Raw genomic sequence first — 22,107 nt, 5'->3', positions numbered from 1 at the left:
GTCAGGACCCTCCACCCAGGAACTCGGCCGCCCGGTCCGGGTCGGGCACGGCCGCGATGAGCTCCTTCGTGTACGGGTGGCTCGGCTCGCGCAGCAGCCGGGTGGTCGGCCCCGCCTCCCGGATCGCCCCGTTCTGCAGGATGATCGCCTCGTCGGCGACCGCGCGCAGCACACCGAGGTCGTGTGTCACGAACACCACCGTCAGGTCGCGCTCGGCCTGGAGGCCCACCAGCAGCTCCAGGATCGAGGCCTGCACGGACACGTCGAGCGCCGACGTGACCTCGTCGCAGAGCAGCACCTCGGGCTCGGCCAGCAGTGCCCGCCCGATCGCGACCCGCTGCCGCTGCCCGCCAGAGAGGTTGCGCGGGTAGCGGTCGAGCAGGTCCGGCGCGAGCCGCACCTGGCGCATCATCTCCGCCACCGCGTCGCGCCGTTCGCGCCTGGCGATGTCGGGCCGGAACAGCTTGAGCGGCCGCTCCAGCGACTGGTAGACCGTGTGGCGCGGATTGAGTGTGGCGTCCGGGTTCTGGAACACGATCTGGATGGCCCGGCGCAGCGCGACCGGCCGCTCCCCCGCCGTGCCGGCCAGCGTCGCGCCGCGGTAGCTGATCGAGCCGGACGACGGGCGCACCAGCCCGGCGATCGACCGCAGCAGCGTGGACTTGCCGCTGCCGCTCTCCCCCGCGATGCCCAGCGCGCGGCCGGCCGGCACGCGCACCGAGACGTCGTCGACGGCGACGAACGGCTCACCGGACCCGGGGCGGGCGAACACGACGCCGACGTTGTCGACGGTGAGGATCGCGTCGAGGTTCCGGGCCGGCACGGCGGCGCGGTCCGCGACCGTGGCCGGTGCGTGCTCGGCACCCGGGTCGAACGCCGGTAGCTCCGCCAGCCGGATGCAGCGGGCCGCGCGGTCCTCGGCCAACGCGACCAGCGGGATGTCGGTGTCACAGGCGTCCGTGCGGAACCGGCACCGGTCCGCGAACCCGCACGCGTGCACCGGCACCGACGGCCGCGGGATGCCGGGGATCCCGTGCAGCGGGCGGTCCGACGCGATGGTCGGCACGGCACCGATCAACGCCGCCGTGTACGGGTGCCGCGGCGCGGCGTACACCTGGGAGGCCACGCCCTGCTCGACGATCTGGCCGGCGTACATGATGGCCAGCTCGTCGCAGACCGTGGCCAGCAGAGCCAGGTTGTGGCTCACGTAGAGCGCGGCGATGCCGGCGTCCCGGGCCAGCGTGACGATGAGCCGGTTCACGTGCGCCTGGGTGACCACGTCGAGCCCGGTCGTGGGCTCGTCGAGGATCAGCACCTCGGGCTCGACCGACAGCGCCAGCGCGAGGGCGATCCGCTGCTGCTGCCCGCCGCTGAACTGGTGCGGGTACTTGTGCAGCGCGGTCTCCGGCTCGGGGATCTCCACCCGGGCCAGCCATTGCGCGCTGCGGTCCAGGGCCGCGGCGTTGTCGAGGCCCCGGTGCCGGCGCAGCCCCTCGACGAAGTGGCGGCGGATGGTCAGGGCCGGGTTGAGCGAGGTCGCCGTGTCCTGAGGAAGGTAGGCCAGGCGCGCGCCCCACACCTTGCGGAGCTCCTTGACGGACGCCCGGTCGAGGTCGCGGCCGTCGAAAGCGACCCGTCCGGCCAGGATCTCCTGCCCGGACACCCGGTAGCCGAGCAGCGAGAGCGCGAGGGTGCTCTTGCCGGAGCCGGACTCGCCGGCCAGCCCGAGAATCCGTCCTGAGTGGAGCTGGACCGAGACGTCGGCCAGCACCTGGGTCAGCCCGGCCCTTCCGCGATAGCCGACGGACAGGCCCTCGGCGGCCAGGTCGCCGTCGCGGCGGGCGGTCTGCGTCGTCGTCATACCATCAGCCGTTCGTGGATGCGGTCGCCGAAGAACTGCGTGAGCGCGTCGGCGATGAGGTTGACGGCGATCGCCAGCACGCCGATCAGCAGCGCGGGCACGAGCACGCCGACCGGGGACACCAGCAGCAGCGCCCGGTTCTGCGCGACCATCACGCCCCAGTTGGCGCTGGGCGGCTGGACGCCGAGGCCGAGGAAGCTCAGCGAGGCGATGAACATGATGGCGTACGTGAACCGCAGCGCGATCTCGACGAGCAGCGTCGGGCCGATGTTCGGCGTGATCTCGCGGAACAGGATCCAGCCGAGCGACTCGCCCCGGGCGCGGGCGGCCAGCACGAACTCGCGGGGCGCGATCGCCTGCGTGGCCGACCGGATGACCCGGGTGATGTAGGGCGCGTAGACCACCGCGACGGCGGTGACCACCACCGCCCCGCCACCGCCGAACGCCGCGACCACGACCAGCACCGCCAGGTACGACGGGATGGCCAGGGCGATGTTGATGACCCAGGTGACCACCGAGTCGACCTTGCCGCCGAGGTAGCCGGAGACCAGGCCGACCAGCGTGGCCACCACCATCGCGGCGGAGACCGCGAGCAGCGGCAGCAGGATCACCGACGCGCCGCCGTGCAGCACCCGGCTGAGGATGTCGCGGCCGTAGGAGTCGGTGCCGAGCCAGTGCTGCGCCGACGGTCCGAGGATCGGCTGGTCGCTGATCTCGTTGGGCGAGTCGGGCGCGATGAACGGCCCGACCACGACGAGCGCCAGGAGCAGCAGGAGCAACCCGACCCCGAACCCACCCTGCGGGATCGCCAGGAACCCTCGCAGGCTGCGCTGCTTCGGCAGTGACACGTCCGCCGCGGTGACCGTGTTGAGGACGTCGGCGCTCATGCCGCCACCTCCCTTCGGTCGGCGGCACAAGAGCGCCAGGCGCTGTGTTGCCTGCGCTCGCTTCGCTCGCTCATCGGACGGCGTCCCGGAGCTTAGGGGTCACGTAGACCACGATCGCGTCGGCGGCCAGGTTCGCGACCACGAACAGGGCGCCGATCATCAGGGCCAGCGCCTCGACCACCGGCGCGTCCCGGGAGGCCGCCGACTGGGCCAGCAACTGGCCCATGCCCGGGAAGCCGAACAGGGTTTCCGCGACCACCACGCCTCCGATCAGACCGGCGAACTGGAGGCCCAGCGCGGTGACCACCGGCGGGGCCGCGTTGGGCAGGATGTGCCGCAGCGACAGCGACGGCTCGGTGACGCCGCGCAGCACCGCCGCCCGCACGTAGGTCTCCGACGCCACCTCGCGGGCGTTCGCCCGCATGAGCCGGATGATGTACGGAATGGTGCCGAGCGCGATCGTGATGGCCGGCAGCACATAGGCGGAGGGACTGTCGAACAGGCCGCCGTAGCTCACGGCGGTCGAGTCGACGGGGAGCCAGGCGAGCCAGACGCCGAGCAGGATCGCGAGCATCAGGCCGAGCACGAACTCCGGGAACGCCGCGACGATCAAGGTCACGAACGTCAGCGAGGCGTCGCGCTTGCCGCGCAGGCGGACACCCGACCAGAGCCCGATCGGCACGGAGATGACGACGGTGAGCACCCAGGAGAGCAGCACCAGCACGACCGACGGGCCGAGCCGCGGCGAGATGACGTCCCAGACCGGGCCGTTCGACTGGTACGAGGTGCCGAGGTCGCCGGTCAGCACCCCGCCCAGCCACTCGAAGTAGCGCACGAAGACCGGTTGGTCGAGGTGGTGCAGCTGCTGGAACGCGACCACCTGCTCGTCGGTCGCGTACTGGCCGAGGATGTCACGCGCCGGGTCGCCGGCGATCGCGGTCAGCCCGAAGATCACGATGGTGATCGCGAAGAGGGTCACCAGCAGCGTGATGAGCTGCCGGACGAGGTAGGGCAGGCGGCGGGGCGCCCTCGTCGTGCGAGGACGCCCGGCCTGCTGTGCGGTTGCCGTCATGCCAGGTGGGCGCCGGCCAGGTACATGTGCGCGCCGTTGGACGCGTCAAGACCCTGGACACGCTTGTTCTTCCCGTACACCTGGCCCTCCCAGCCGGGGATCACGTTGGCGGCGCCGTCGTTGACGATGGTCAGCGCGTCGCTGAAGAGTTGCTTCTGCTTGGCCTCGTCGGCCGTCGCGGTCGCCTGCGCCACGAGCTCGTCGAACTGCGGGTTGCTGAAGTGCGTGATGTTGAGGTCGCCGCCCTTGCTGTAGAGCCGGGGCAGGGCCTGTGAGACGTGCAGGCGGGCCACGCTGATGCCGATCGCCGGCTTCTTCTTGAAGATGTCGGTGAAGAACGTGGCGTGCGGCCAGGTGATCACGTTGGCGTTGATGCCGCCGGCCTCGGCCGTGCTCTTGAAGCTCACCGCCGTGTCGAGCTTGTCGCCCTCGTACGCGTACACGTCGAAGGTGAAGTTGCCGCTGACGCCCGCCTCCTTGAGCAGTGCCTTGGCCCGGTCGGGGTCATAGGGACGCGGCTGCAGGCCGGACGGGAAGAACGGGTCGCTCGGCGGGATCGGGATGTCGGGCGAGATGATGTCGATGCCCGGCGCGACGACCGACATGATCTTCTTGCGGTCGGCGGCGTACTGCATCGCCTCGATGATCTTGTGGTTGTCGAACGGCGCGGTGTCGCCGAACATGGTCAGCCCGACCCAGCCGCCGTTCTTCAGCATGTACGGCTCGACGCTGCCCTTGAGCAGCAGGGTGTTGGCGCCGGTGATGTTGTCGACGACGTCCTGGCTGCCGGACGTGACCGCCTGCAGGCGGGTGGCGTCCTCGGCGATGACGACGATCTGCACCGCGTCGAGGTAGGGCTTGCCGTCCTGCCAGTAGCCGTCGAACCGGGTCAGCGAGGTGCGGGCGGCGGCGTCGAATCCGGCCAGCGTGAACGGCCCGGTGCCGTTGCCCTTGCTGAAGTCGGTGGTGCCGTCCTTGACGATGCTGAAGCCGGCGTGCGACACCATCACGGGGATGAACGCGTTGGGCTTGCTCAGCGTCAGCTTCACCGTGCTCTGGTCGGCCGCCGCGATCCCGGACGCCTGGAGGTAGGGCCCGATCTGGGCGAGGCCGACGGCGGCCAGGGCCGGGTCGAGGATCCGCTTGAAGGAGTAGACGACGTCCTGCGCGGTCAGCGGGCTCCCGTCGTGGAACTTCACCCCGGGCCGCAGCTTGAACGTCCACGTCAGAGCGTCCGGTGTGGACGACCATTCGGTGGCGAGCGCCGGGGTCAGCTGGTAGTTCTCGTCGGCCCGCACCAGCGTGTCGTAGCAGTTGGTGGCGATCAGCAGGGGCATCGTGCCGCCGGCCTTGGCGGGGTCGGCGACCTGGGTCGCGTTGCCGGCGGCGACGGCCCAACGCAGCGTGCCGCCCTTCTTGGGCGCCCCCGCCGCTCCGGCCGCGACCGGCGCCCCGGAGTCGTCGTCGCCGCAGGCGGCGAGCCCGAAGAGCCCGACGCCGAGCGCCGCGCCGGCACCCGTCTTCAGCATCGTCCGTCGATTGATCACATTCGTCATGAGGGGGTCTCCGATCGCGATCAGGTTCGTGCGTACTTGGTCAGCCGGCGGCGTGCCGAACGAAGTCCTCGTCGACCGTGATGCCGAGGCCGGGACCGTCCGGGACGGGCATCCGTCCGGCGGTGAGGGTGAGCGGCTCGTTGGCGAGCCGGGTGCGCATCGGGTTCTCGAACCGGTCCACCTCGAGCACGGGTGACTCCGGTCCGTCCAGTTCGGAGGGTTCGGGCAGGAGGCTGATCGCCTGGAGGGTGGCGGCCAGCAGGACCGCGCCGCCCCAGGCGTGGGGGACGCACTGCCGGCCGCGCAGGGCGGCGAGCTCGGCGACGAACAGCAGCTCGCCGATGCCGCCGCAGATCGCCACGTCCGGCTGGACGATGTCGATCGGCGTGTGGTTCAGGTAGGAGTCGAAGGCGCCCCGCGTCTCCAGGCCCTCGTAGGCCGCGATCGCGATGCCGAGGCCACCGAGGTGCTCGTAGCCGGGATACGCCAGGCCGCCGCGGAACCGGATCAGCGGCTCCTCCAGCCAGCGGAAGTGCAGCTCCGCGAGGCCGCGGGCGACCTCGCGGGCGCGCGGCACGGTGTACGCGCCGTTCGCGTCGACCATCAGCTCCACGTCGGGGCCGACCTGGTCGCGGACCTTCGCGAGGATCGGCAGCTCGCGGGTGGGCGCGTACCGGCCGATCCTTATCTTGCAGGCGGTGAAGCCGTCCGCGACGGCGGAGGCGACCTCGGCGGGCCAGCTCTGCTCGGGGTCGACCCCGTCGACGTAGCCGCCGCTGGACGCGTAGCCACGGACGCTGTCACGGCGGCGGCCACCGTACAAGGTGGACACCGGCACGCCGAGGCGGCGGGCGCGCAGGTCGTCGAGGGCGATGGCGAGGGCGCTGATCGCGAGGCCGTCACCGGTCGCGACGCGCAGCGTGTCCAGCAGGGACCTCGCCTGGGTGGCGTCGCGGCCGACCAGCAGCGCGCCGACCTCTTCGATGACCGCGGCGACGCCGGCCCGGGCGTAGGTCTCGCCCCAGCCGTCGAGGCCGCCGCCGTCGCTGTCGCGGAGTCGCACGAGCACGCTGCGGCGCTCGCGGTAGGTGGCGCCGGACGGTCCCGTGGGCGTGGAGATCGGCTGGCTGAGCTGGAAAACCTCGACTCGCTGGATCGCCACAACCCACGCTCCTCGTCGGCCAAAGCCGCCCGCGTCGGCGGGCCCCTTTGATCGCCGAGTATGTTCAGCCGACGTTCGAGGTGTCAATACATTTTCGAATCCGCGAGGGGATCTGTTACTTCAACCTTCACCTTCACTGACAGTGGGGTATCCGGTTTGCCGGTCTTGTGGCCACGAAAGGGTCAGATTGGCGACGCACAGCGGGGACGGTACGGCGCGTTAGGGCGGGTTTCGGCACACTGAACCGGGTCTAGCGCGGCCGGCGAGGAAGGTTCGACATCCGGCTGAGGTTTCGAGATTGTGCCGATGTCTCAAAGTTCTCCTACACTGTCAACCATGCCACGTGGTGAGACCCGCGCGGAGCGCATCTATGCCAACCTCCGCGGCGACATCCTGACTGGGCGACTGCTCCCCGGTCAGCGACTGCCGTTCGCGGACCTCGGAGCCCGCTACGGCACGAGCGTCGGCGTCCTCCGTGAGGCGCTGTCCCGACTCGTCGAGCAGGGCCTCGTGCTCTCGGAGCCGCAGCTCGGCTTCCGCGTCACGCCGGTCTCGGAAGAAGACCTGCGCGACCTGACGAGCACGCGGATCGACATCGAGACGCTCTGCCTGCGACACGCGATCAACCAAGGCGACATCGCATGGGAGTCCCGCGTCGTCGCCGCATTCCACACGCTGGACCGCACGCCGGAACTGGCGGTTGTCCAGCCGGGCACAGTCAACGAGGACTGGGCCACCGCACACGCCGCGTTCCACGCCGCGGTCCTCGAGGGCTGCCCGAGCCGGCGCCTGCGCGACATCGCGGCCTCGCTGCGCGACGCCGCGGAGCTCTACCGGCGCTGGTCGCGCCACCTGGGCAGCGAGGACACCCGGGACATCGCCGGCGAGCACCGGGCGTTGCGCGACGCGGTGCTGGCCCGCGACGAGGACCAGGCGGTGGCGGCCCTGACCAAGCACATCTCGTACACCACCAGCGCCCTGCTCGCCTCGGCACCGGCCGAGCTCATGGCGACGCCGGACGCTGCCCCCGCCGACGCGATCTAAGCCGCCACGCCCCCCGCGCCGAAGGACTAGCCTGGACGGGGTCCGAAAGCTCCGGGGGGCACACGGACGGGGAGCAACAGCATGAACGTGAATCTTGAGGTCGTCAGCATTCCGGTGTCGGACGTCGACAAAGCCGTGGAGTTCTACCGCGACCAGCTCGGCTGGCGCGTCGACATCGAGATCAAGGACGGGGACACCCACATCGTGGAGATCACGCCGACCGGCGGTGGTCACGCGTCGATCGTGTTCGGCCTGCCCATGCCCGCACCGGCGGGATCCTTACGCCATCTCGAACTGGCGACTCCGGACATCGTCGCCGCGCGTGACGAGATCGCCGACCGCGGCGTCGACATCACCGAGGTCTACCACGGTGGCGCGGGCAGCGTGTTCGCGCCCGAGAAACGCATCCCGGGACCCGACCCGGAGCGGAACAGCTACGAGTCGTACGCCTCGTTCACCGATCCCGACGGGAACGGCTGGACGCTCCAGGAGGTCACCTCGCGCCTGGCCGGTCGCGCACCCGCCTCATGAGTCGGCTTCGACGGCGAAGGTGTTGCCGTCAGGGTCCTGGAACCACGCGATGCGTCCACCACCGGCGCGCGCGGTGATTCCCTTGGCGTCGTGCTCGAACTGCTCGTAGCGGGTGATCGCGACCCCGGCAGCCGTCAGCTCGTCGACGATCTCGTCGATGTCGTCGACGTACCAGGTCGCCAAGGTCGCCGCGGTCTGCCCGGCGGTGGTCGACTGGTAGACGTTGAGCGCCGGCCCACCACCGGAGCCGTAGACGCGGCTGCCCTCGGTGATGGCGGCGCTCGGGCCTGACCACAACGCCCGCAGTCCCAGCTTGCCTTCGTAGAAGGCGACCGCCTCACCGATGTCGGAGACGGCGACCGAAGCTCTGACGTGATGCGCGCTCAACGGCATGCACCACACCTTCTCACGGCGCCGAGCGGGCTAGCGGTCCTTCGCCAACGCGGCGAGGGCCTCGGCCAGGATGCGGTCGCTGAGCTCCGTGCCGGCGGTCGCGCGGGCGAGGAGCAGGGCACCCACGGCCGTGCTCACCGCGGCCGTGTCGCCCAGCTTCCCCGCGTAGTACGCCACTCCTTCGGCATACGCGGCGGCCACGTCGGGGTTGGCCGAGGGCATGTCGCGCGCGAAGCCGGCGAGCGGGCACCCCTCGCCCGGGGAGTCGCGGTGTTCCGCCGAGAGGTAGTAGTCCAGGAAGCCGGCCCGGCCACTCTCGTCGCCGGGCTCACCGATGTCGTCCAGCCGCGCGCCGACCTCGGCCAGCCCCTGGTTCAGCGCCTCCACGGCCAGGGCGTCCTTCGACGCGAAGTGCTTGTAGTAGCCGCCATGCGTCAGCCCGGCGCCCGCCATCACGTCGGCGACGCTCACCTGGGCCACGCCGCGCTCACGGAACAGCAACGTCACCACCCGAGGAGGAATCATCATGACCAGCGAGCTCGACCACCTCGACGCGACCGAGATCGCCGAGTTGATCCGCACGAAGCAGGTTTCCTCCGTCGAGGTGGTGCGGGCACACCTGGACCGGATCGAGGCCGTCGATCCGAAGACCAACGCGATCGTGACCCGCGCCGACGGTGCGCTGGAGGCCGCACGCGCGGCCGACGAGGCCGTCAGGTCGGGCGCGGAGGTGGGTCCGCTCGTTCGACACCGCCGGAGTGGCGACCCAGCGTGGTTCGCCGATCTTCGCGGGGCGGGTCCCCGACACCGACGCCACCGCCGTGGCCCGCATGAAGCAGGCCGGCGCGATCCTGCTGGCGAAGACCAACCTGCCGGAGTTCTCCTACTGGATCGAGTCCGACAACCTCCTGACGGGCCGCACGAACAACCCGTGGGACCTCGACCGCTCGTCCGGCGGTTCCTGCGGCGGCGAGTCCGCGGCGATCGCGGCCGGCATGTCCCCGATCGGGCTCGGCAGCGACCTGTCCATCTCGCTGCGCGGTCCGGCGGCCGACACCGGCATCGTGGCGCTCAAGGCGACGCACGGGCGCGTCCTGATGACGGGCATCTGGCCGCGGGAGCCGCGGCTCGACTGGCACGCCGGCCCGATGGCCCGCACGATCCGCGACCTGCGACTCGCGTACGGGCTGCTGTCCGGTCCGGACGGTCTTGACGGCTACTCCGATGTGCCGCGCGACTTCGACGCCGGCCTGGGCTCGTCGCCGGACCGCCCCGTGCGCGTCGGCTGGCTCGTCGACTCGGGACTCGGCCCGGTCGACCCGAGGTCGCGGCAACGGCGCGTCGGCCGCCGACGCCCTGCGGAGGGCGGGAGCTCAGGTCGACGAGGTGAGCATCCCGGCCCTCGAGCGGGACAACCCCCTCGACCTGTGGATGCGGGAGCACGTCATGAAGATGAGGCCTGCCGTGCGCGAGGTGACCACGGGTCACGAGGACCAGATGTTCGACTACTCCAAGGCCATGATGGACCTGCCGGAGACGCCCGTGACCGACTACGTCGACGCCGAGGAAGGCCGCGACCGGCTCCGGGACGGCTTCGCCGACTACTTCCGGCGGTACGACCTGCTGCTGCTCCCGGTGACGACGTTCCCGGCGCACGCACACGGGCTCACGAAGACCACCGTCGACGGCCGGACGGTGGACGCGTTCCACGTGAGCGCGACGACGGTCCCGTTCAACCTGACGGGCCTGCCGGCCCTGTCGATGCGCTTCGGCACGACCCACGACGGCATGCCCATCGGCGTGCAACTCGTCGCCGACTGGCACGCCGAGTCGGCGATCCTGCACCTGGCCTCGGTGCTGGAGTCGGTGAGCCCGGTCCGCGATCTGCACCCGGCCATCTAGCGCGCGGCCTCGATCAAGGTGCGGGTGGAGTGGGCGACGAAGGAACCGTGCTCACGGATGTGCGCGTCGAGTCGCTCGAGGCCCTCGGCGTAGCGGTCGACGGTGAAGTCAGGAACCCACCACACGCACTTGCGCAGCAGGTAGACGACGGCACCGACGTCGAAGAACTCCATGCGGCAGCGGGCCGTCCGCAGGTCGACGATCCGCAGCCCCACCGCGCTCGCGGCCGCGGCCTCCCGCTGGGGGTCGCGGCCCTCGCGCGGCAGCGGGCCGAGGAACCACTCGATGAGCTCGAAGGCTGACCCCGGCCCCACATGCTGGGCGAAGTAGCTGCCGCGGTCGACGAGCACGCGCGCGATCTCGGGCCAGTCCGGGCTCACCGGATGGCGGCTGCTCACGAGCTCGAAGCTGCCGTCGCGGAACGGCAAGGCCCGCCCCTGCTCGACCAGCACGACCTCGACACCCCTGGGCGACAGGAGACGCTTGGCCCGCTCGGCGTTCGGCGCCCAGCCCTCGGTGACGACCATCCGCGCCGGGAACCGCGGCGCCTCACCGACGACCTCTCCACCACCGGTGTCGATGTCCAGCGCGGACCCGACCCGAGCCAGCCGCCCGGCCAACAACCGCGCGTAACCCCACGGTGGCCGCTCCTCGGTCGCCCGGCCGTCGAGCCAGTCGAACGACCAACCGGAAACATCCGCCGCGGCTGCCTCGTCGACCAGCCCGTTGAACGTACGCATGGCGACATCCTCGCGGCTCGGGGCTCCATTGCCGAACGGATTTCGCGCCGCCCGGCCCATGCCCGCGCGACACGCGGGTGTCGATGATGTCGGGATGGTGTTCCGGAAGGTGCTCGCCGTCGGCACGGGTGTCGTCGCGGTCTCGGCGCTGTGGTTCGAGCTCACCTACTCCGGTGAACCCGGCTCGTGGGAGAGCCTGGTTGTCCGGATGCTGCCGTGGGCGCTGCTGCTCGTGCCGATGGTCGTCCTGGCGGTGCTGGAGGCTCGCCCGTCACGCACGGTCGAGTTCGCTCTCGTCGAGGACGAGCAGGCCCTCCGCACCCGGTTGAAGCCGGAAGCCGTGTGGTGGCCCGCCCTCGTCGCGGTGGGCGTCACCGCCGCCTTCTGGAGCGTGTCACCGTCCACATGGGAGGACAGCACCGACCCGGCGGAGTGGCAGCTCACGGTGGTCGACGTCGTGGCCACGACAACGCTCGGCCTGGCGACCCTCGCATTCCTCGGGGTCCAGCTCTACACGCTCTGGGCCGGGCTTCCGGCCGTCGTGCTGAGCACGCACGGAGTGCGGCTACGGTCCCCGCTCGGCTACCGGGTGGTGCCATGGGACGCGCTGCGACCTGGTTACCCGCGCCGGCCGGGCCGCAAGGACCGCTTCCTGCACCTGGCCGTCGAGCGAGGACACGGCGCACGCCGGAGGGGACTCGCCCTCGTCCCGCTCCCCTGGCTCGACATCCACCCCTGGTTCCTGGCCGACACGATCAGGTACTACGCCGAACATCCCGAACACCGCGCCGCGATCGGGACGCCCGAGGAGCACGACCGGCTTCTGGTCGTCACCGCCGCACCATAGATTGCGGTCTGTTGACGGGCGTCACGGATGCATTAGAGTTAGCGACGCCCCTACGGAGGGACGCCGATGGTCGAGTTTCGCCTGAGTGCCGAGCATCAGCGGTTCGTCGGCTGGGCTCGGGCGACGGCGGCCGAACGGCTCGTCCCACTGGCCCGGCACGACGGCCGCGTCAACCGGCCGCTGCTGCGAGCCATGGGCGACCTCGGGCTGCTGCGCGCCGTTTTCGGTGGCGTCGGCGGCCAGCCGCGCGACGCCGCGGCCCTCCAGCTCTGCCTGCTGCGCGAGACGATCGCCCAGGTCAGCTCCGAGGCCGAGACCGCGTTGGCGGTGCAGGGACTCGGCAGCTATCCGATCCTGCAGTCGGGCACGGCCGAGTGCGTGGCCCGGTGGATCCCGCGGGTCGTCTCGGGCGAGGCTGTCGCGGCGTTCGCCCTCTCCGAGCCCGACGCCGGCTCCGACGCCGCGGCACTGAAGCTGCGGGCCGAGCGTGACGGTGCCGGATGGCGGCTGACCGGCGAGAAGATGTGGATCTCGAACGCGCCCGACGCCGACGTCTACTCGGTGTTCGCCCGCACCACGCCCGACGCGCGCGGCAAGGGCGTCACCGCGTTCGCCGTGCCCGGCGACAGCGCCGGGCTGTCCGGCGAGCCGCTCGACATGCTGTCGCCCCACCCCATCGGACGGCTGGTCTTCGACGGCGTGTACGTCGGCCCGGACGCGCTGCTCGGCGAGGTCGACGGCGGCTTCGCCGTGGCGATGCGCACCCTGGACCTGTTCCGGCCCAGCGTCGGTGGCTTCGCGGTCGGGATGGCCCAGTCGGCCCTCGACGCCACCGTCGCGCACGTCCGGACCCGGGAGGTGCACGGCGGCCCGCTGGCCCGGCAGCAGGCGGTCGCCCACCGGATCGCCGACCTGGCCACCCAGCTCGAAGCCGCTCGGCTGCTCGTCTACGCCGCCGCGGCCGCGTACGACGCCGGGGACCAACCGCGCGACCAGCGCCGCCGCTCGGCGATGGCCAAGCTGTTCGCCACCGAGGCCGCGCAGCAGATCGTCGACGGCTGCGTGCAGCTCCACGGCGCCGTCGCGCTGCGCAGCGGTCACCCCTTGGAGCAGCTCTACCGGGACGTGCGCTCCCTGCGCATCTACGAAGGCGCCTCCGAGATCCAGCGCACCATCATCGCCCGCGACCTCATCTACTTGGATGACACAGGATGACCGAGCCCTACCGGTTCCACGCCTCGCCCCGGCTGACCACGTCGTGGGAGCACTTCCGGTTCACCAAGGCCGACGGGGTGGCCACGGTGACGCTCGACCGGCCGGACAAGCTCAACGCGCTCACCTTCGAGAGCTACGCGGACCTGCGGGACCTGCTCGCCGAACTGCCACACCACCAGGACGTACGCGCGCTGGTCATCCGGGGTGAGGGCAAGGGATTCTGCGGCGGCGGCGACGTCAACGAGATCATCGGCGAGCTGGTCACGATGGAGCCGCGCGACCTGATGCGGTTCACCAAGATGACCGGCGACGTGATCCGCGCGATGCGCGAGTGCCCGATCCCGATCGTGACCGCGATCCACGGGATCGCCGCGGGAGCCGGGGCCGTGGTGGCGCTGGCGTCCGACTTCCGGGTGGTCAGCACGTCCGGCCGGTTCGCCTTCCTGTTCACGAAGGTCGGGCTGTCCGGTGGCGACATGGGCGCCGCGTACCTACTGCCCCGCGTGGTGGGCCTCGGCCGGGCCACGGAGCTGTTGATGCTCGGCGCCACCATCGACTCGGCCACCGCCGACCGGTACGGCCTGGTGTCACGACTCGTGTCCGACGACGGCCTGGACGCCGAGGTGGCCACCCTCGCCCGCACGCTCGCCGACGGCCCGACGCTCGCCTTCGCCCAGACCAAGTCGCTGCTCACCCGCGAGCTGGACATGCCCATGTCCGCGGCGATGGAGCTCGACGCCATGACCCAGGCTTTGCTGATGACCACAAAGGACCACGCGGAGTTCCACGCCGCCTTCACGCAGCGGCGCCCGCCGCGCTGGCAAGGGCGCTGATGGAGGGTCGTGTCGCGCTGGTCACCGGTGCGAGTCGCGGGATCGGCCGCGCTGTCGCCCACCGGCTCAGCGGTGTCGGCGCACGGGTCGCCCTGGTCGCGCGCGACAAAGGACCGCTGGACGAGGCGGCGGCGGGCTGCTCCGGGCCGGTGCTGACCATCCCCGCCGACGTCACCGACCCCGCGCAGGTCGAGTCCGCGTACGCCACCGTCGAGCAGGCCTGGGGCCCGGTGGAGATGCTGGTCGCCTGCGCCGGCGCGGGACACTCGGCCCGCCTCGACCGCACGTCCGACGCCGACTGGCAGCGGATGCTGGACCTCAACCTGACGGCCCCCTTCCGGTGCGTCCGGCGGTGCGTGCCGGCGATGCGCGCGGCGGGCTGGGGTCGGGTGGTCGTCATCGCGTCCTCGGCGGCGCACGTCGGCGAGCCGTACATCGCCGCGTACACGGCCAGCAAGCACGGTGTCCTGGGCCTGGTGCGGTCCGCGGCCGCCGAGCTCGCCGGGACGGGCGTGACGGTCAACGCGGTCGCGCCCGGCTACGTCGACACCCCGATGACGGACGCCACCGTCGAGACCATCGCGTCGACCACCGGACGCAGCGCGGACGAGGCCCGGCGGCTGCTGGAGCGCAAGCAGCCGATCGGCCGGCTGATCCGGCCGGACGAGGTGGCCGACGCGGTGCTCTTCTGTCTGGCCAACGGCGCGGTCACGGGCCAGGCCATCAATGTGGACGGAGGCGCGGTGCAGTGACCCTGGAACGGGTGAACCCATCGGAACTGGCCGCACCACGCGGGTTCTCGCACGCCGTCGTCGGCCGCGGCACCGTCGTGTTCCTGGCCGGGCAGACCGCGCTGGACGCGCACGGGCGGATCGTCGGGGCGGACGTGGTCGCGCAGTTCGAGCAGGCGCTGGCCAACCTGTTGACCGCGCTGGACGCCGCCGGCGGCCGACCCGACCAGCTCGCGAGCCTCACCGTATACGCGACGGACCTGGCCGACTACCGCGCCCGCTCCCCCGAGATCGGCCGGGTCTGGCGGCGGCTGGTCGGCAGCGACTACCCGGCGATGGCCGGCATCGGGGTGTCCCGCTTGTGGGATGCCGAGGCGCTCGTCGAAGTGCAGGGGTTCGCGGTCGTCTAGCCCGGGCGGACGTCCGCCCGCACCGAGTCGACGAACCGGTGTGCCGCCCCGGCCAGGCGGTCGTGCAGCGCGAAGAACACGTCGGCCGCACGGACGCCGTTCCAGTCGACCGGCAGAGTCTCCAGGGGCAGGCCCGGTTCGAGGTACGGCAGCCGGCGCCAATCCGTCAGTGCGTTGACGTAGTCGGCGAACGCCTGTGCGTCGTCGATCCGGCCGAGTCGGGCGGCCATGGGTTCGTACCGCTGCAGGAAGTCGTCGTTCAGCTTGCTCAGCCGGGGCAGGTCCCACCACTGCGAAACCCGCGCGGCGGTGTCCCCGAAGGCGAGGTGGTCGCCGCGGAACAGCTCGACGTAGACATCCAGGCCGTCGCGCTCGAGCGTCTCCCTGGCCTCGTCGTAGAGGTGCGCCGGCGCGATCCAGACGCCGGCGGACACCGTGCCGAACCCCAGCCAGGAAAGCCGGGACCGCAGCACGTGACGCTGGTCCCGCCTGCTCTCCGGCACGCTGAAGACCGCCAGGATCCAGCCGTCGGCCGGAGTGGCGCGGCGGCGGGTGAAGATCCGCCGGTCGCCCTCGTGGAGGATCTCGCGGCCGTCGGCGGAGAGCGCGTAGCCGGCGACCCCGTCGACCCGGACCGCGTCGAGCAGGCCGCGCCGCTTCAGTCGGAAGATCGCCGACCGGACGACCGGTTCGTCCACAGCGCACTGTGCCAGCAACCTGATGATCGAGGCGACGCTCATCCAGCCGTCGGTCTCGCGGGCGTACAACCCGTACACCGAAACGATCAGCGCTCGGGGTTTCTGGCCGCGACCGCCCGAATCGTCCGTCTCCACCACCACGGAGAAACCATATCTGATGCGTTCTCTTGACTGCCGTCACGGAATACGAATACTTGGAGAATGACGTGGGACTATGCGACCGCGCTCAAACCGTCCGCACACCTGGACACGTTCTGCCGCGACCATCTCCCGCCCTTCACCGAGTGGCCCGAGATGCTCGTCGACCCGGCCTATCCCGACCGGCTCAACTGCGCCGTGGAGCTGCTGACCGCCGACCCCGACCGCCGCTGCCTGCTCACGCCTGCCGGTGAGACGTGGACCTACGGCGAGCTCGACCGCACGTCCAACCGGATCGCGACGGTCCTGACCCGCGACCACGGCGTCGTGCCCGGCAACCGCGTGCTGCTGCGCGGCCCCAACAACCTCTGGCTCGCCGCGTGCTGGTTCGCCGTGCTCAAGGCCGGCGGCGTCGTGGTCACGACGATGCCGCTGCTGCGCCCGGCGGAGCTCACCGCCGTCGCCTCGATCGCCCAGGTGGATCTCGCCCTGTGTGACGCGCGGTTCGTCGACGACCTGCGGCTGGCCTCGCTCGGCGGCGCCCCCGTCGTCACCTACGACGAGCTCGTCCTCGATGCCGGCGACGAGTTCACGGCTGTCGACACCTCCGCCGACGACGTCGCGCTGCTGGCCTTCACCTCCGGCACGACCGGGCGCCCCAAGGCGACGATGCACTTCCACCGCGACGTGCTCGCGATCGCCGACACGTTCTCCCAACACCTGGTGCGACCCCGGCCCGACGACGTCTTCACCGGCACTCCCCCGCTGGCGTTCACCTTCGGGCTCGGCGGCCTGCTGGTCTTCCCGCTGCGGGTGGGTGCTTCGACGTTGCTCATCGAGAAGGCCACCCCCGACCAGCTGGCCGACCTGATCGAGCGGCACGCGGCGACCGTCTGCTTCACCGCGCCGACGGCCTACCGGGCGATGCTGCGCGCCGGCCGGCTGGAGCGGCTGCGGAGCCTGCGGCGGGCCGTCTCGGCCGGCGAGCACCTGCCCGCTTCCACCTGGCACGACTTCTTCGACGCGACCGGGGTACGGCTGATCGACGGCATCGGCTCCACGGAGATGCTGCACGTGTTCATCTCGGCGGCCGACGACGACATCCGGCCCGGCGCGACGGGCCTGGAGGTGCCCGGCTACCGGGCCGCCGTCCTCGACGACGACGGCTTGCCCGTGCCGCGGGGCACACCGGGACGGCTGGCTGTCAAAGGTCCCACGGGATGCCGTTACCTGCGTGACGCGCGACAGGCCACGTACGTCCAGAGTGGATGGAACTTCACGGGCGACACGTACGTGCAGGACGGGGACGGGTATTTCCACTACCTCGCGCGGCGGGACGACATGATCGTGTCGTCGGGCTACAACATCGCCGGCCCGGAGGTCGAGGAGGCGTTGACGGGCCATCCGGCGGTCGACGAGTGCTGTGTCGTCGCCGCGCCTGATCCGCAGCGGGGTCACATCGTCAAGGCGTACGTCGTGCTGCGTGGTGGTTCGGAAGGCACACCTGAGCTGGTCGCGGAGCTCCAGGAGTTCACGAAGCGGCAGATCGCGCCCTACAAGTACCCGCGTGCCGTCGAGTTCATCGCCAGCCTGCCGCGGACCAGCACGGGCAAGGTGCAGCGGTACGTGCTGCGGCAGGCGTCCGCCTCCGTCTTCACCGAGCCCGCATGAGGGTCGCGGTGGTCGGGGGCGGTCCCGGCGGCCTCTACTTCGCGGCGCTCGTGCGGCAGCTCGCGGCGGCCGACGAGGTGACCGTCTGGGAGCGCAACGCCGCCGACGACACGTTCGGGTTCGGCGTGGTGTTCTCCGACGAGACGCTGGGCGGCATCGAGCACGCCGACCCGCGCATCTTCGCGCGGATGGAGCGGGAGTTCGCCCGCTGGGACGACGTCGACGTCCACTTCCGCGGCGAGGTGCACACGAGCGGCGGGCACGGGTTCGCGGCGATGGGCCGCAGGCGTCTCCTGGAGGTGCTCCAGGAGCGTTGCCGCGAGCTGGGCGTCGACCTCCGGTTCTCCACCGCCGCGCCCGACGTCTCGTTGCTGCGGCGCTCGTACGACCTCGTGGTCGCCAGCGACGGCGTCAACTCGACCGTGCGCGCCCGGTACGCGGACGTGTTCCGGCCGTCGGTCGAGACCCGGCGGTGCCGTTACATGTGGCTCGGCACCGACAAGGTCTTCGACGCGTTCAAGTTCTACGTCAAGGAGACGCCGCACGGCGTCATGCAGATACACGGGTACCCGTTCGACGCGCGGTCGAGCACCTTCATCGTCGAGATGAACGAGCAGGTGTGGCGCCGCGCCGGGTTCGTCGACCACGACCTTGCCCCGGGCGAGTCCGACGAGAAGTCGGTGGAGCTGGTCCGCGAGCTGTTCCAGGACGTCCTCGGCGACGCCTCCCTCCACGTCAACAACTCGCGGTGGCTGACGTTCGCGACGATCCGCAACGAACGGTGGTGCCACGAGAACGTGGTGCTGCTCGGCGACGCGGCGCACACCGCGCACTTCTCCATTGGCTCGGGCACCAAGCTGGCGATGGAGGACGCGCTGGCGCTGGCGGCGTGCCTGCGCGAGCAGCCCGGGGTGTCCGCGGCGTTGGCGGCCTACGAGGCGGAGCGGCGGCCGGTCGTGGTGTCGACGCAACGGGCGGCGCAGGCGAGTCTCGAGTGGTTCGAGAACCTGGGGCAGTACGTGGACCAGGATCCGCGGCAGTTCGCCTTCAACATCATGACGCGCAGCCGCCGGGTCACCTACGAGAACCTGCGGGTACGCGACCCGGAGTTCGTGGCCCGCGTCGACGCCTGGTTCGCCGGCGACGGCGAGGTCCGCCCGCCGATGTTCCAACCCTTCCGGCTGCGCGGGGTCGAGCTGGTCAACCGCGTGGTCGTGTCACCGATGGACATGTACTGCGCGCGGGACGGCCTGCCCAACGACTTCCACCTGACCCACCTGGGCGGCAAGGCCCTCGGGGGCGCGGGCCTGGTGATGACGGAGATGGTGTGCGTCTCGCCGAGCGGCCGGATCACGCCCGGCTGCACGGGCCTCTACACGGACGAGCAGGCGGCCGCCTGGTCGCGCGTCGTCTCGTTCGTGCACGAGCACTCGGCGGCGAAGATCGGTGTCCAGTTGGGACACTCGGGTCGCAAGGGCTCGACCCGGCTGATGTGGGAGGGGATGGACGAGCCGTTGCCGGCGGGCAACTGGGAGGTGGTCGGGCCCTCGGCGCTGCCGTACCGCCCGGGTGTCAACCAGACCCCACGGTCGCTGTCGGTGCGCGACCTGGGCGTGATCAGGGACCAGTTCGTGGCGGCGACCCGACGCGCGGCGTCCGCCGGCTTCGACCTGTTGGAGTTGCACTGCGCGCACGGCTACCTGTTGTCGTCGTTCATCTCGCCGCTGACGAACCACCGGACCGATGCCTACGGCGGCTCCCTGTCGAACCGGCTGCGCTTCCCGCTGGAGGTCTTCGCCGAGATGCGTTCGGTGTGGCCGGCCGAACTGCCGACCAGCGTCCGGATCTCGGCGACCGACTGGTGCCCGGACGGCATCGACGGCGACGACGCGGTCGAGATCGCCCGCGCGTTCGCCCACGCCGGCGCGGACATCGTGGACGTCTCTACGGGCCAGGTCACACCGGACGAACGACCGGCCTTCGGCCGCTCCTACCAGACGCCGTTCGCGGACCGCATCCGCAACGAGGCAGGCATAGCCACGATGGCGGTGGGCATGATCTCGTCGTACGACGACGTGAACTCAATCTTGCTGGCCGGCCGCGCGGACCTGTGCCTGATCGGCCGAGCCCACCTGTACAACCCGAACTGGACGCTGCACGCGGCGGCGGAACAGGGCTACACGGGCCCGGGCGCGGTGTGGCCGCAGCCATGGCAGGCGGGTGCACGCCGCCCACAGAGCGGCCGAACGGACGGCCCACGCCCACGCCTCGACCTGATCCGCACGAGCGAACCGGAGACCCGCCACCGCCGCTGGCGCCCGGACCGCTGACATGCCGGAGCGTCGCTTTCGATCCCCGCCGTTCGTCAGCAGCCGGCGGTGAGGTTCGCGCAGTACATCATCCCGCGGTACACCTCGTACTCGCCCGTGTACCGGACCGAGTACCACCGGTTGCCGGCGGAGTTGTAGCTAACCTTGCGGGGTACGGCGGGTGCCCGGGTCGTGGTGACCCCGGGCACCCGATCGAACCTCAGAAGTTGAGCGCGTCCTTGCCGCCGACCACCGGCAGGCGGAGCTCACTCTCGTTCGGTGCCACCGTCAGCTCGGTGCCGCCCAGCGGGAGCAGGGTGTAGTCCTGGTCGCTGGAGAAGACCACCACGCCGATGCGGTGGCCCGGCTGGAAGATGTAGTCCTTCGGCTCGAGCGTCCACGTGAAGTCGTACATCTTGCCCTGCTTGAGCTTCTCGCTGCGCGACACGCTCTTGCGGTTCTGGGGGTCCATCCAGCCGCGGGTGACCACGACCGGCGCGGCGGTCGAGCCCGCCTGGCCGTAGTCGACCAGGTAGGTGGTCAGGTTCGCGTCCGGCTTGTTCTCGATCGCCATCTTCAGGCGCATCTCGGGGCGGCCGGAGATGCGAACGCTCTGGTCGAGTGCCGGCGACAGGTAGGCGAGTCGGTTCGGGCTCGCCGTTTCCGGGCCGGCCACCAGCGTAGGCGGGGCGATCGTGCGGCCCTCGTCGACGAAGCTTTGCTCGACCTTGCCCTTCGGCGCCTTGCCGGTCGTCAGCGTGCCGGTCCCCGCGGAGTCGGTCGCGGCGAAGCGGAGTGCGACCTCCTTGGCGGCCTTGTCCGGCCAGTTGGCGTACGTCGTGTAGTTGCGGTCCTCGCGCTGCACCACGGCCGTCGGCTCGTCCATGATGCCGTTCTGGACGTTCCACAGCCAGAAGTCGAACCAGCGGTTCTCGGTCTGCTTGTACGTCCAGGTCTGCCCGCTCGGCAGCGTCACCGCCGCGCTGTTGCCCGGGCCGCCGTGGCCGCCCTGGTGCAGCCAGATCTTGCGGGGGACGTCGTTCTTGGCCAGCTCGTCCCACCAGCCCGCGAAGTTCTCGGTCTTGACGTTCCAGTCGTTCAGGCCGTGCACGACGAAGACGCTGGCCTTCACGTCGCTGGCGTCGCGGTAGTCACGGTCCTCCCAGAACTTGGAGTAGTCGCCGGTGACCCGGTCCTGCTCCTGGGTGATGTTCGCGAGCTCGTCGAGGCACGTGCCCTCGGCCCGGGTCTGCCCGGCCGTGTACTGCGCCAGGATGTCCAGGTCCTCGCCCTGGAACGTACCCGGGGCCACGACGAGGCCGTTGGCCCGGTAGTAGTCGTACCAGCTGCTGATCGCGGAGACCGGGACGATCGTCTTGAGGCCCTTGACGCCGGTGGTGGCGACCTGGTTGGGCAGCGTCCCGTTGTAGGAGACGCCGGTCATGCCGACCGCTCCGGTGGTCCAGGTGGCCTGGACCGGCGCGCCGGAGGCGTCGAACGCCTTGGCCCGGCCGTTGAGCCAGTCGATGACGGCCTTGGTGCCGAGGGTCTCGGCCTGGTCGCCGCTGGTCGGGCAGCCGTCCGAGTCGGCGGTGCCGACGCTCTGGCCGAGCACCACGGCGTAGCCGCGGGGCACGTAGTAGTCGTCGAGCGAGCCGGGCAGGTTGGCCTTGGCCGCCGCGTTGGGGTTGGCGGTCGGTCCGGCGAGGGCGCGCGACCGGCTCGACTGGCCGTTCTGCGGCAGGTCGTCGACGAGCACGCTCGGGTACGGCACGTCGTCCCAGGTGTCCTTGCGGTACGGGCTGTGCTCGAAGATGACCGGCACCTTGAAGCCCTCGGTGGCGGTCTCCCTCGGGCGGGAGATGTCGATCGCGACCTTGTCGAGGTTGCCGTCGTGGTCGGTGTCCGTCGGGGTCTGCACGTAGACCCGCTCCTCGATCGCGTCGGCGAGCGAGAAGACCGGCTGGGTCATCCCGTCCGTGACGACGATGTGGGGGGACGGGGTGCCGGCGGCCGGTCCGGCCGCTGCCGGAGAGGCGGCGGCCGCGACCAGCGTGCCGGATATCACGACGCCGAGGAAAGCCAGACTGTGAGGTCTGCGCATGAA

Annotated in this window: 21 protein-coding genes and 1 pseudogene; 11 read left to right on the top strand and 11 right to left on the bottom strand. The window is 71.0% G+C overall.

All coding sequences use genetic code 11. The features are described 5' to 3' along the window. Position 1: 1 nt before the first annotated feature. From AB0J88_RS08975 to AB0J88_RS08955, 5 genes are all read right to left on the bottom strand, one after another. Positions 2 to 1,861, bottom strand: coding sequence for an ABC transporter ATP-binding protein (locus AB0J88_RS08975; RefSeq protein ID WP_364346835.1), 1,860 nt, complete (start codon positions 1,859 to 1,861; stop codon positions 2 to 4). Continuing rightward, positions 1,858 to 2,748 carry an ABC transporter permease gene (locus AB0J88_RS08970; protein ID WP_360149370.1) on the bottom strand — a complete coding sequence of 297 codons (891 nt, stop codon included), beginning with the start codon at positions 2,746 to 2,748 and terminating at the stop codon, positions 1,858 to 1,860. The genes AB0J88_RS08975 and AB0J88_RS08970 overlap by 4 nt, the downstream gene beginning before the upstream one ends. Positions 2,749 to 2,818: 70 nt before the next feature. Beyond that, positions 2,819 to 3,820 carry an ABC transporter permease gene (locus AB0J88_RS08965; protein ID WP_364346837.1) on the bottom strand — a complete coding sequence of 334 codons (1,002 nt, stop codon included), beginning with the start codon at positions 3,818 to 3,820 and terminating at the stop codon, positions 2,819 to 2,821. Then, positions 3,817 to 5,376, bottom strand: a complete 1,560-nt coding sequence (locus AB0J88_RS08960; RefSeq protein ID WP_364346839.1) for an ABC transporter substrate-binding protein — start codon at positions 5,374 to 5,376, stop codon at positions 3,817 to 3,819. Before AB0J88_RS08960 ends, AB0J88_RS08965 begins: the two co-directional genes overlap by 4 nt. 40 nt (positions 5,377 to 5,416) lie before the next feature. Beyond that, the gene (locus AB0J88_RS08955; RefSeq protein WP_364346841.1) at positions 5,417 to 6,538 is read right to left on the bottom strand and encodes a mandelate racemase/muconate lactonizing enzyme family protein; all 1,122 of its coding nucleotides are present in this window, start codon (positions 6,536 to 6,538) and stop codon (positions 5,417 to 5,419) included. A gap of 336 nt (positions 6,539 to 6,874) precedes the next feature. Between AB0J88_RS08955 and AB0J88_RS08950 the strand changes: the two genes are divergently transcribed. After that, positions 6,875 to 7,582 (top strand): GntR family transcriptional regulator, encoded by a 708-nt coding sequence (locus tag AB0J88_RS08950; protein ID WP_364346843.1) that lies wholly within the window; start codon positions 6,875 to 6,877, stop codon positions 7,580 to 7,582. 81 nt (positions 7,583 to 7,663) lie between these two features. Beyond that, positions 7,664 to 8,113 (top strand): VOC family protein, encoded by a 450-nt coding sequence (locus tag AB0J88_RS08945; RefSeq protein WP_364346845.1) that lies wholly within the window; start codon positions 7,664 to 7,666, stop codon positions 8,111 to 8,113. Here AB0J88_RS08945 and AB0J88_RS08940 read toward each other — a convergent pair. Both AB0J88_RS08940 and AB0J88_RS08935 read right to left on the bottom strand, forming a co-directional pair. Next, on the bottom strand, positions 8,108 to 8,506 hold the full coding sequence (locus AB0J88_RS08940) for a VOC family protein (RefSeq protein ID WP_364346847.1): 399 nt from the start codon (positions 8,504 to 8,506) through the stop codon (positions 8,108 to 8,110). The genes AB0J88_RS08945 and AB0J88_RS08940 overlap by 6 nt on opposite strands. 30 nt (positions 8,507 to 8,536) lie before the next feature. Then, positions 8,537 to 9,088 (bottom strand): TetR/AcrR family transcriptional regulator, encoded by a 552-nt coding sequence (locus AB0J88_RS08935; protein WP_364346849.1) that lies wholly within the window; start codon positions 9,086 to 9,088, stop codon positions 8,537 to 8,539. Between the two features lie 95 nt (positions 9,089 to 9,183). Here AB0J88_RS08935 and AB0J88_RS08930 point away from each other — a divergent pair. After that, a pseudogene (locus tag AB0J88_RS08930) lies at positions 9,184 to 9,816 on the top strand (amidase family protein); the annotation flags it as partial. Next, positions 9,731 to 10,408: an amidase family protein gene (locus AB0J88_RS08925; protein WP_364346851.1), complete on the top strand. Its 678-nt coding sequence runs from the start codon at positions 9,731 to 9,733 to the stop codon at positions 10,406 to 10,408. The pseudogene AB0J88_RS08930 and the gene AB0J88_RS08925, both read left to right, overlap by 86 nt. On the opposite strand, the gene AB0J88_RS08920 is transcribed toward AB0J88_RS08925, so the two are convergent. Beyond that, on the bottom strand, positions 10,405 to 11,148 hold the full coding sequence (locus AB0J88_RS08920; RefSeq protein ID WP_364346853.1) for a methyltransferase domain-containing protein: 744 nt from the start codon (positions 11,146 to 11,148) through the stop codon (positions 10,405 to 10,407). The genes AB0J88_RS08925 and AB0J88_RS08920 overlap by 4 nt on opposite strands. Before the next feature lie 94 nt (positions 11,149 to 11,242). On the opposite strand from AB0J88_RS08920, the gene AB0J88_RS08915 reads away from it, so the two are divergent. From AB0J88_RS08915 to AB0J88_RS08895, 5 genes are all read left to right on the top strand, one after another. Then, on the top strand, positions 11,243 to 11,995 hold the full coding sequence (locus AB0J88_RS08915) for a hypothetical protein (RefSeq protein ID WP_364346855.1): 753 nt from the start codon (positions 11,243 to 11,245) through the stop codon (positions 11,993 to 11,995). Between the two features lie 66 nt (positions 11,996 to 12,061). Beyond that, a complete protein-coding gene (locus AB0J88_RS08910) occupies positions 12,062 to 13,210 on the top strand; it encodes an acyl-CoA dehydrogenase family protein (RefSeq protein WP_364346857.1) in 1,149 nt (382 codons plus the stop codon). Beyond that, the gene (locus tag AB0J88_RS08905; RefSeq protein WP_364346859.1) at positions 13,207 to 14,043 is read left to right on the top strand and encodes an enoyl-CoA hydratase family protein; all 837 of its coding nucleotides are present in this window, start codon (positions 13,207 to 13,209) and stop codon (positions 14,041 to 14,043) included. Before AB0J88_RS08910 ends, AB0J88_RS08905 begins: the two co-directional genes overlap by 4 nt. Next, positions 14,043 to 14,795: an SDR family NAD(P)-dependent oxidoreductase gene (locus AB0J88_RS08900; RefSeq protein WP_364346861.1), complete on the top strand. Its 753-nt coding sequence runs from the start codon at positions 14,043 to 14,045 to the stop codon at positions 14,793 to 14,795. Before AB0J88_RS08905 ends, AB0J88_RS08900 begins: the two co-directional genes overlap by 1 nt. Positions 14,796 to 14,806: 11 nt before the next feature. Further along, positions 14,807 to 15,184: a RidA family protein gene (locus AB0J88_RS08895; RefSeq protein ID WP_364346863.1), complete on the top strand. Its 378-nt coding sequence runs from the start codon at positions 14,807 to 14,809 to the stop codon at positions 15,182 to 15,184. On the opposite strand, the gene AB0J88_RS08890 is transcribed toward AB0J88_RS08895, so the two are convergent. Further along, positions 15,181 to 16,023 (bottom strand): PaaX family transcriptional regulator C-terminal domain-containing protein, encoded by an 843-nt coding sequence (locus AB0J88_RS08890; protein WP_364346865.1) that lies wholly within the window; start codon positions 16,021 to 16,023, stop codon positions 15,181 to 15,183. The genes AB0J88_RS08895 and AB0J88_RS08890 overlap by 4 nt on opposite strands. 60 nt (positions 16,024 to 16,083) lie before the next feature. Between AB0J88_RS08890 and AB0J88_RS08885 the strand changes: the two genes are divergently transcribed. Then, complete coding sequence (locus tag AB0J88_RS08885) at positions 16,084 to 17,691, top strand: AMP-binding protein (RefSeq protein ID WP_364346867.1); 1,608 nt, start codon at positions 16,084 to 16,086, stop codon at positions 17,689 to 17,691. Continuing rightward, the gene (locus AB0J88_RS08880) at positions 17,688 to 20,021 is read left to right on the top strand and encodes a bifunctional salicylyl-CoA 5-hydroxylase/oxidoreductase (RefSeq protein WP_364346869.1); all 2,334 of its coding nucleotides are present in this window, start codon (positions 17,688 to 17,690) and stop codon (positions 20,019 to 20,021) included. Before AB0J88_RS08885 ends, AB0J88_RS08880 begins: the two co-directional genes overlap by 4 nt. Positions 20,022 to 20,056: 35 nt before the next feature. Here AB0J88_RS08880 and AB0J88_RS08875 read toward each other — a convergent pair whose 3' ends face one another. Both AB0J88_RS08875 and AB0J88_RS08870 read right to left on the bottom strand, forming a co-directional pair. Then, on the bottom strand, positions 20,057 to 20,209 hold the full coding sequence (locus AB0J88_RS08875) for a hypothetical protein (protein WP_364346871.1): 153 nt from the start codon (positions 20,207 to 20,209) through the stop codon (positions 20,057 to 20,059). 11 nt (positions 20,210 to 20,220) lie between these two features. Next, on the bottom strand, positions 20,221 to 22,104 hold the full coding sequence (locus AB0J88_RS08870) for a Xaa-Pro dipeptidyl-peptidase (RefSeq protein WP_364346873.1): 1,884 nt from the start codon (positions 22,102 to 22,104) through the stop codon (positions 20,221 to 20,223). Positions 22,105 to 22,107: the final 3 nt, after the last annotated feature.

The sequence above is a fragment of the Asanoa sp. NPDC049475 genome, assembly GCF_040676915.1.
GTDB lineage: Bacteria > Actinomycetota > Actinomycetes > Mycobacteriales > Micromonosporaceae > Asanoa.
Note: the sequence above shows the minus strand (reverse complement) of the source record. Positions and strands in the feature narration are given on the sequence as shown.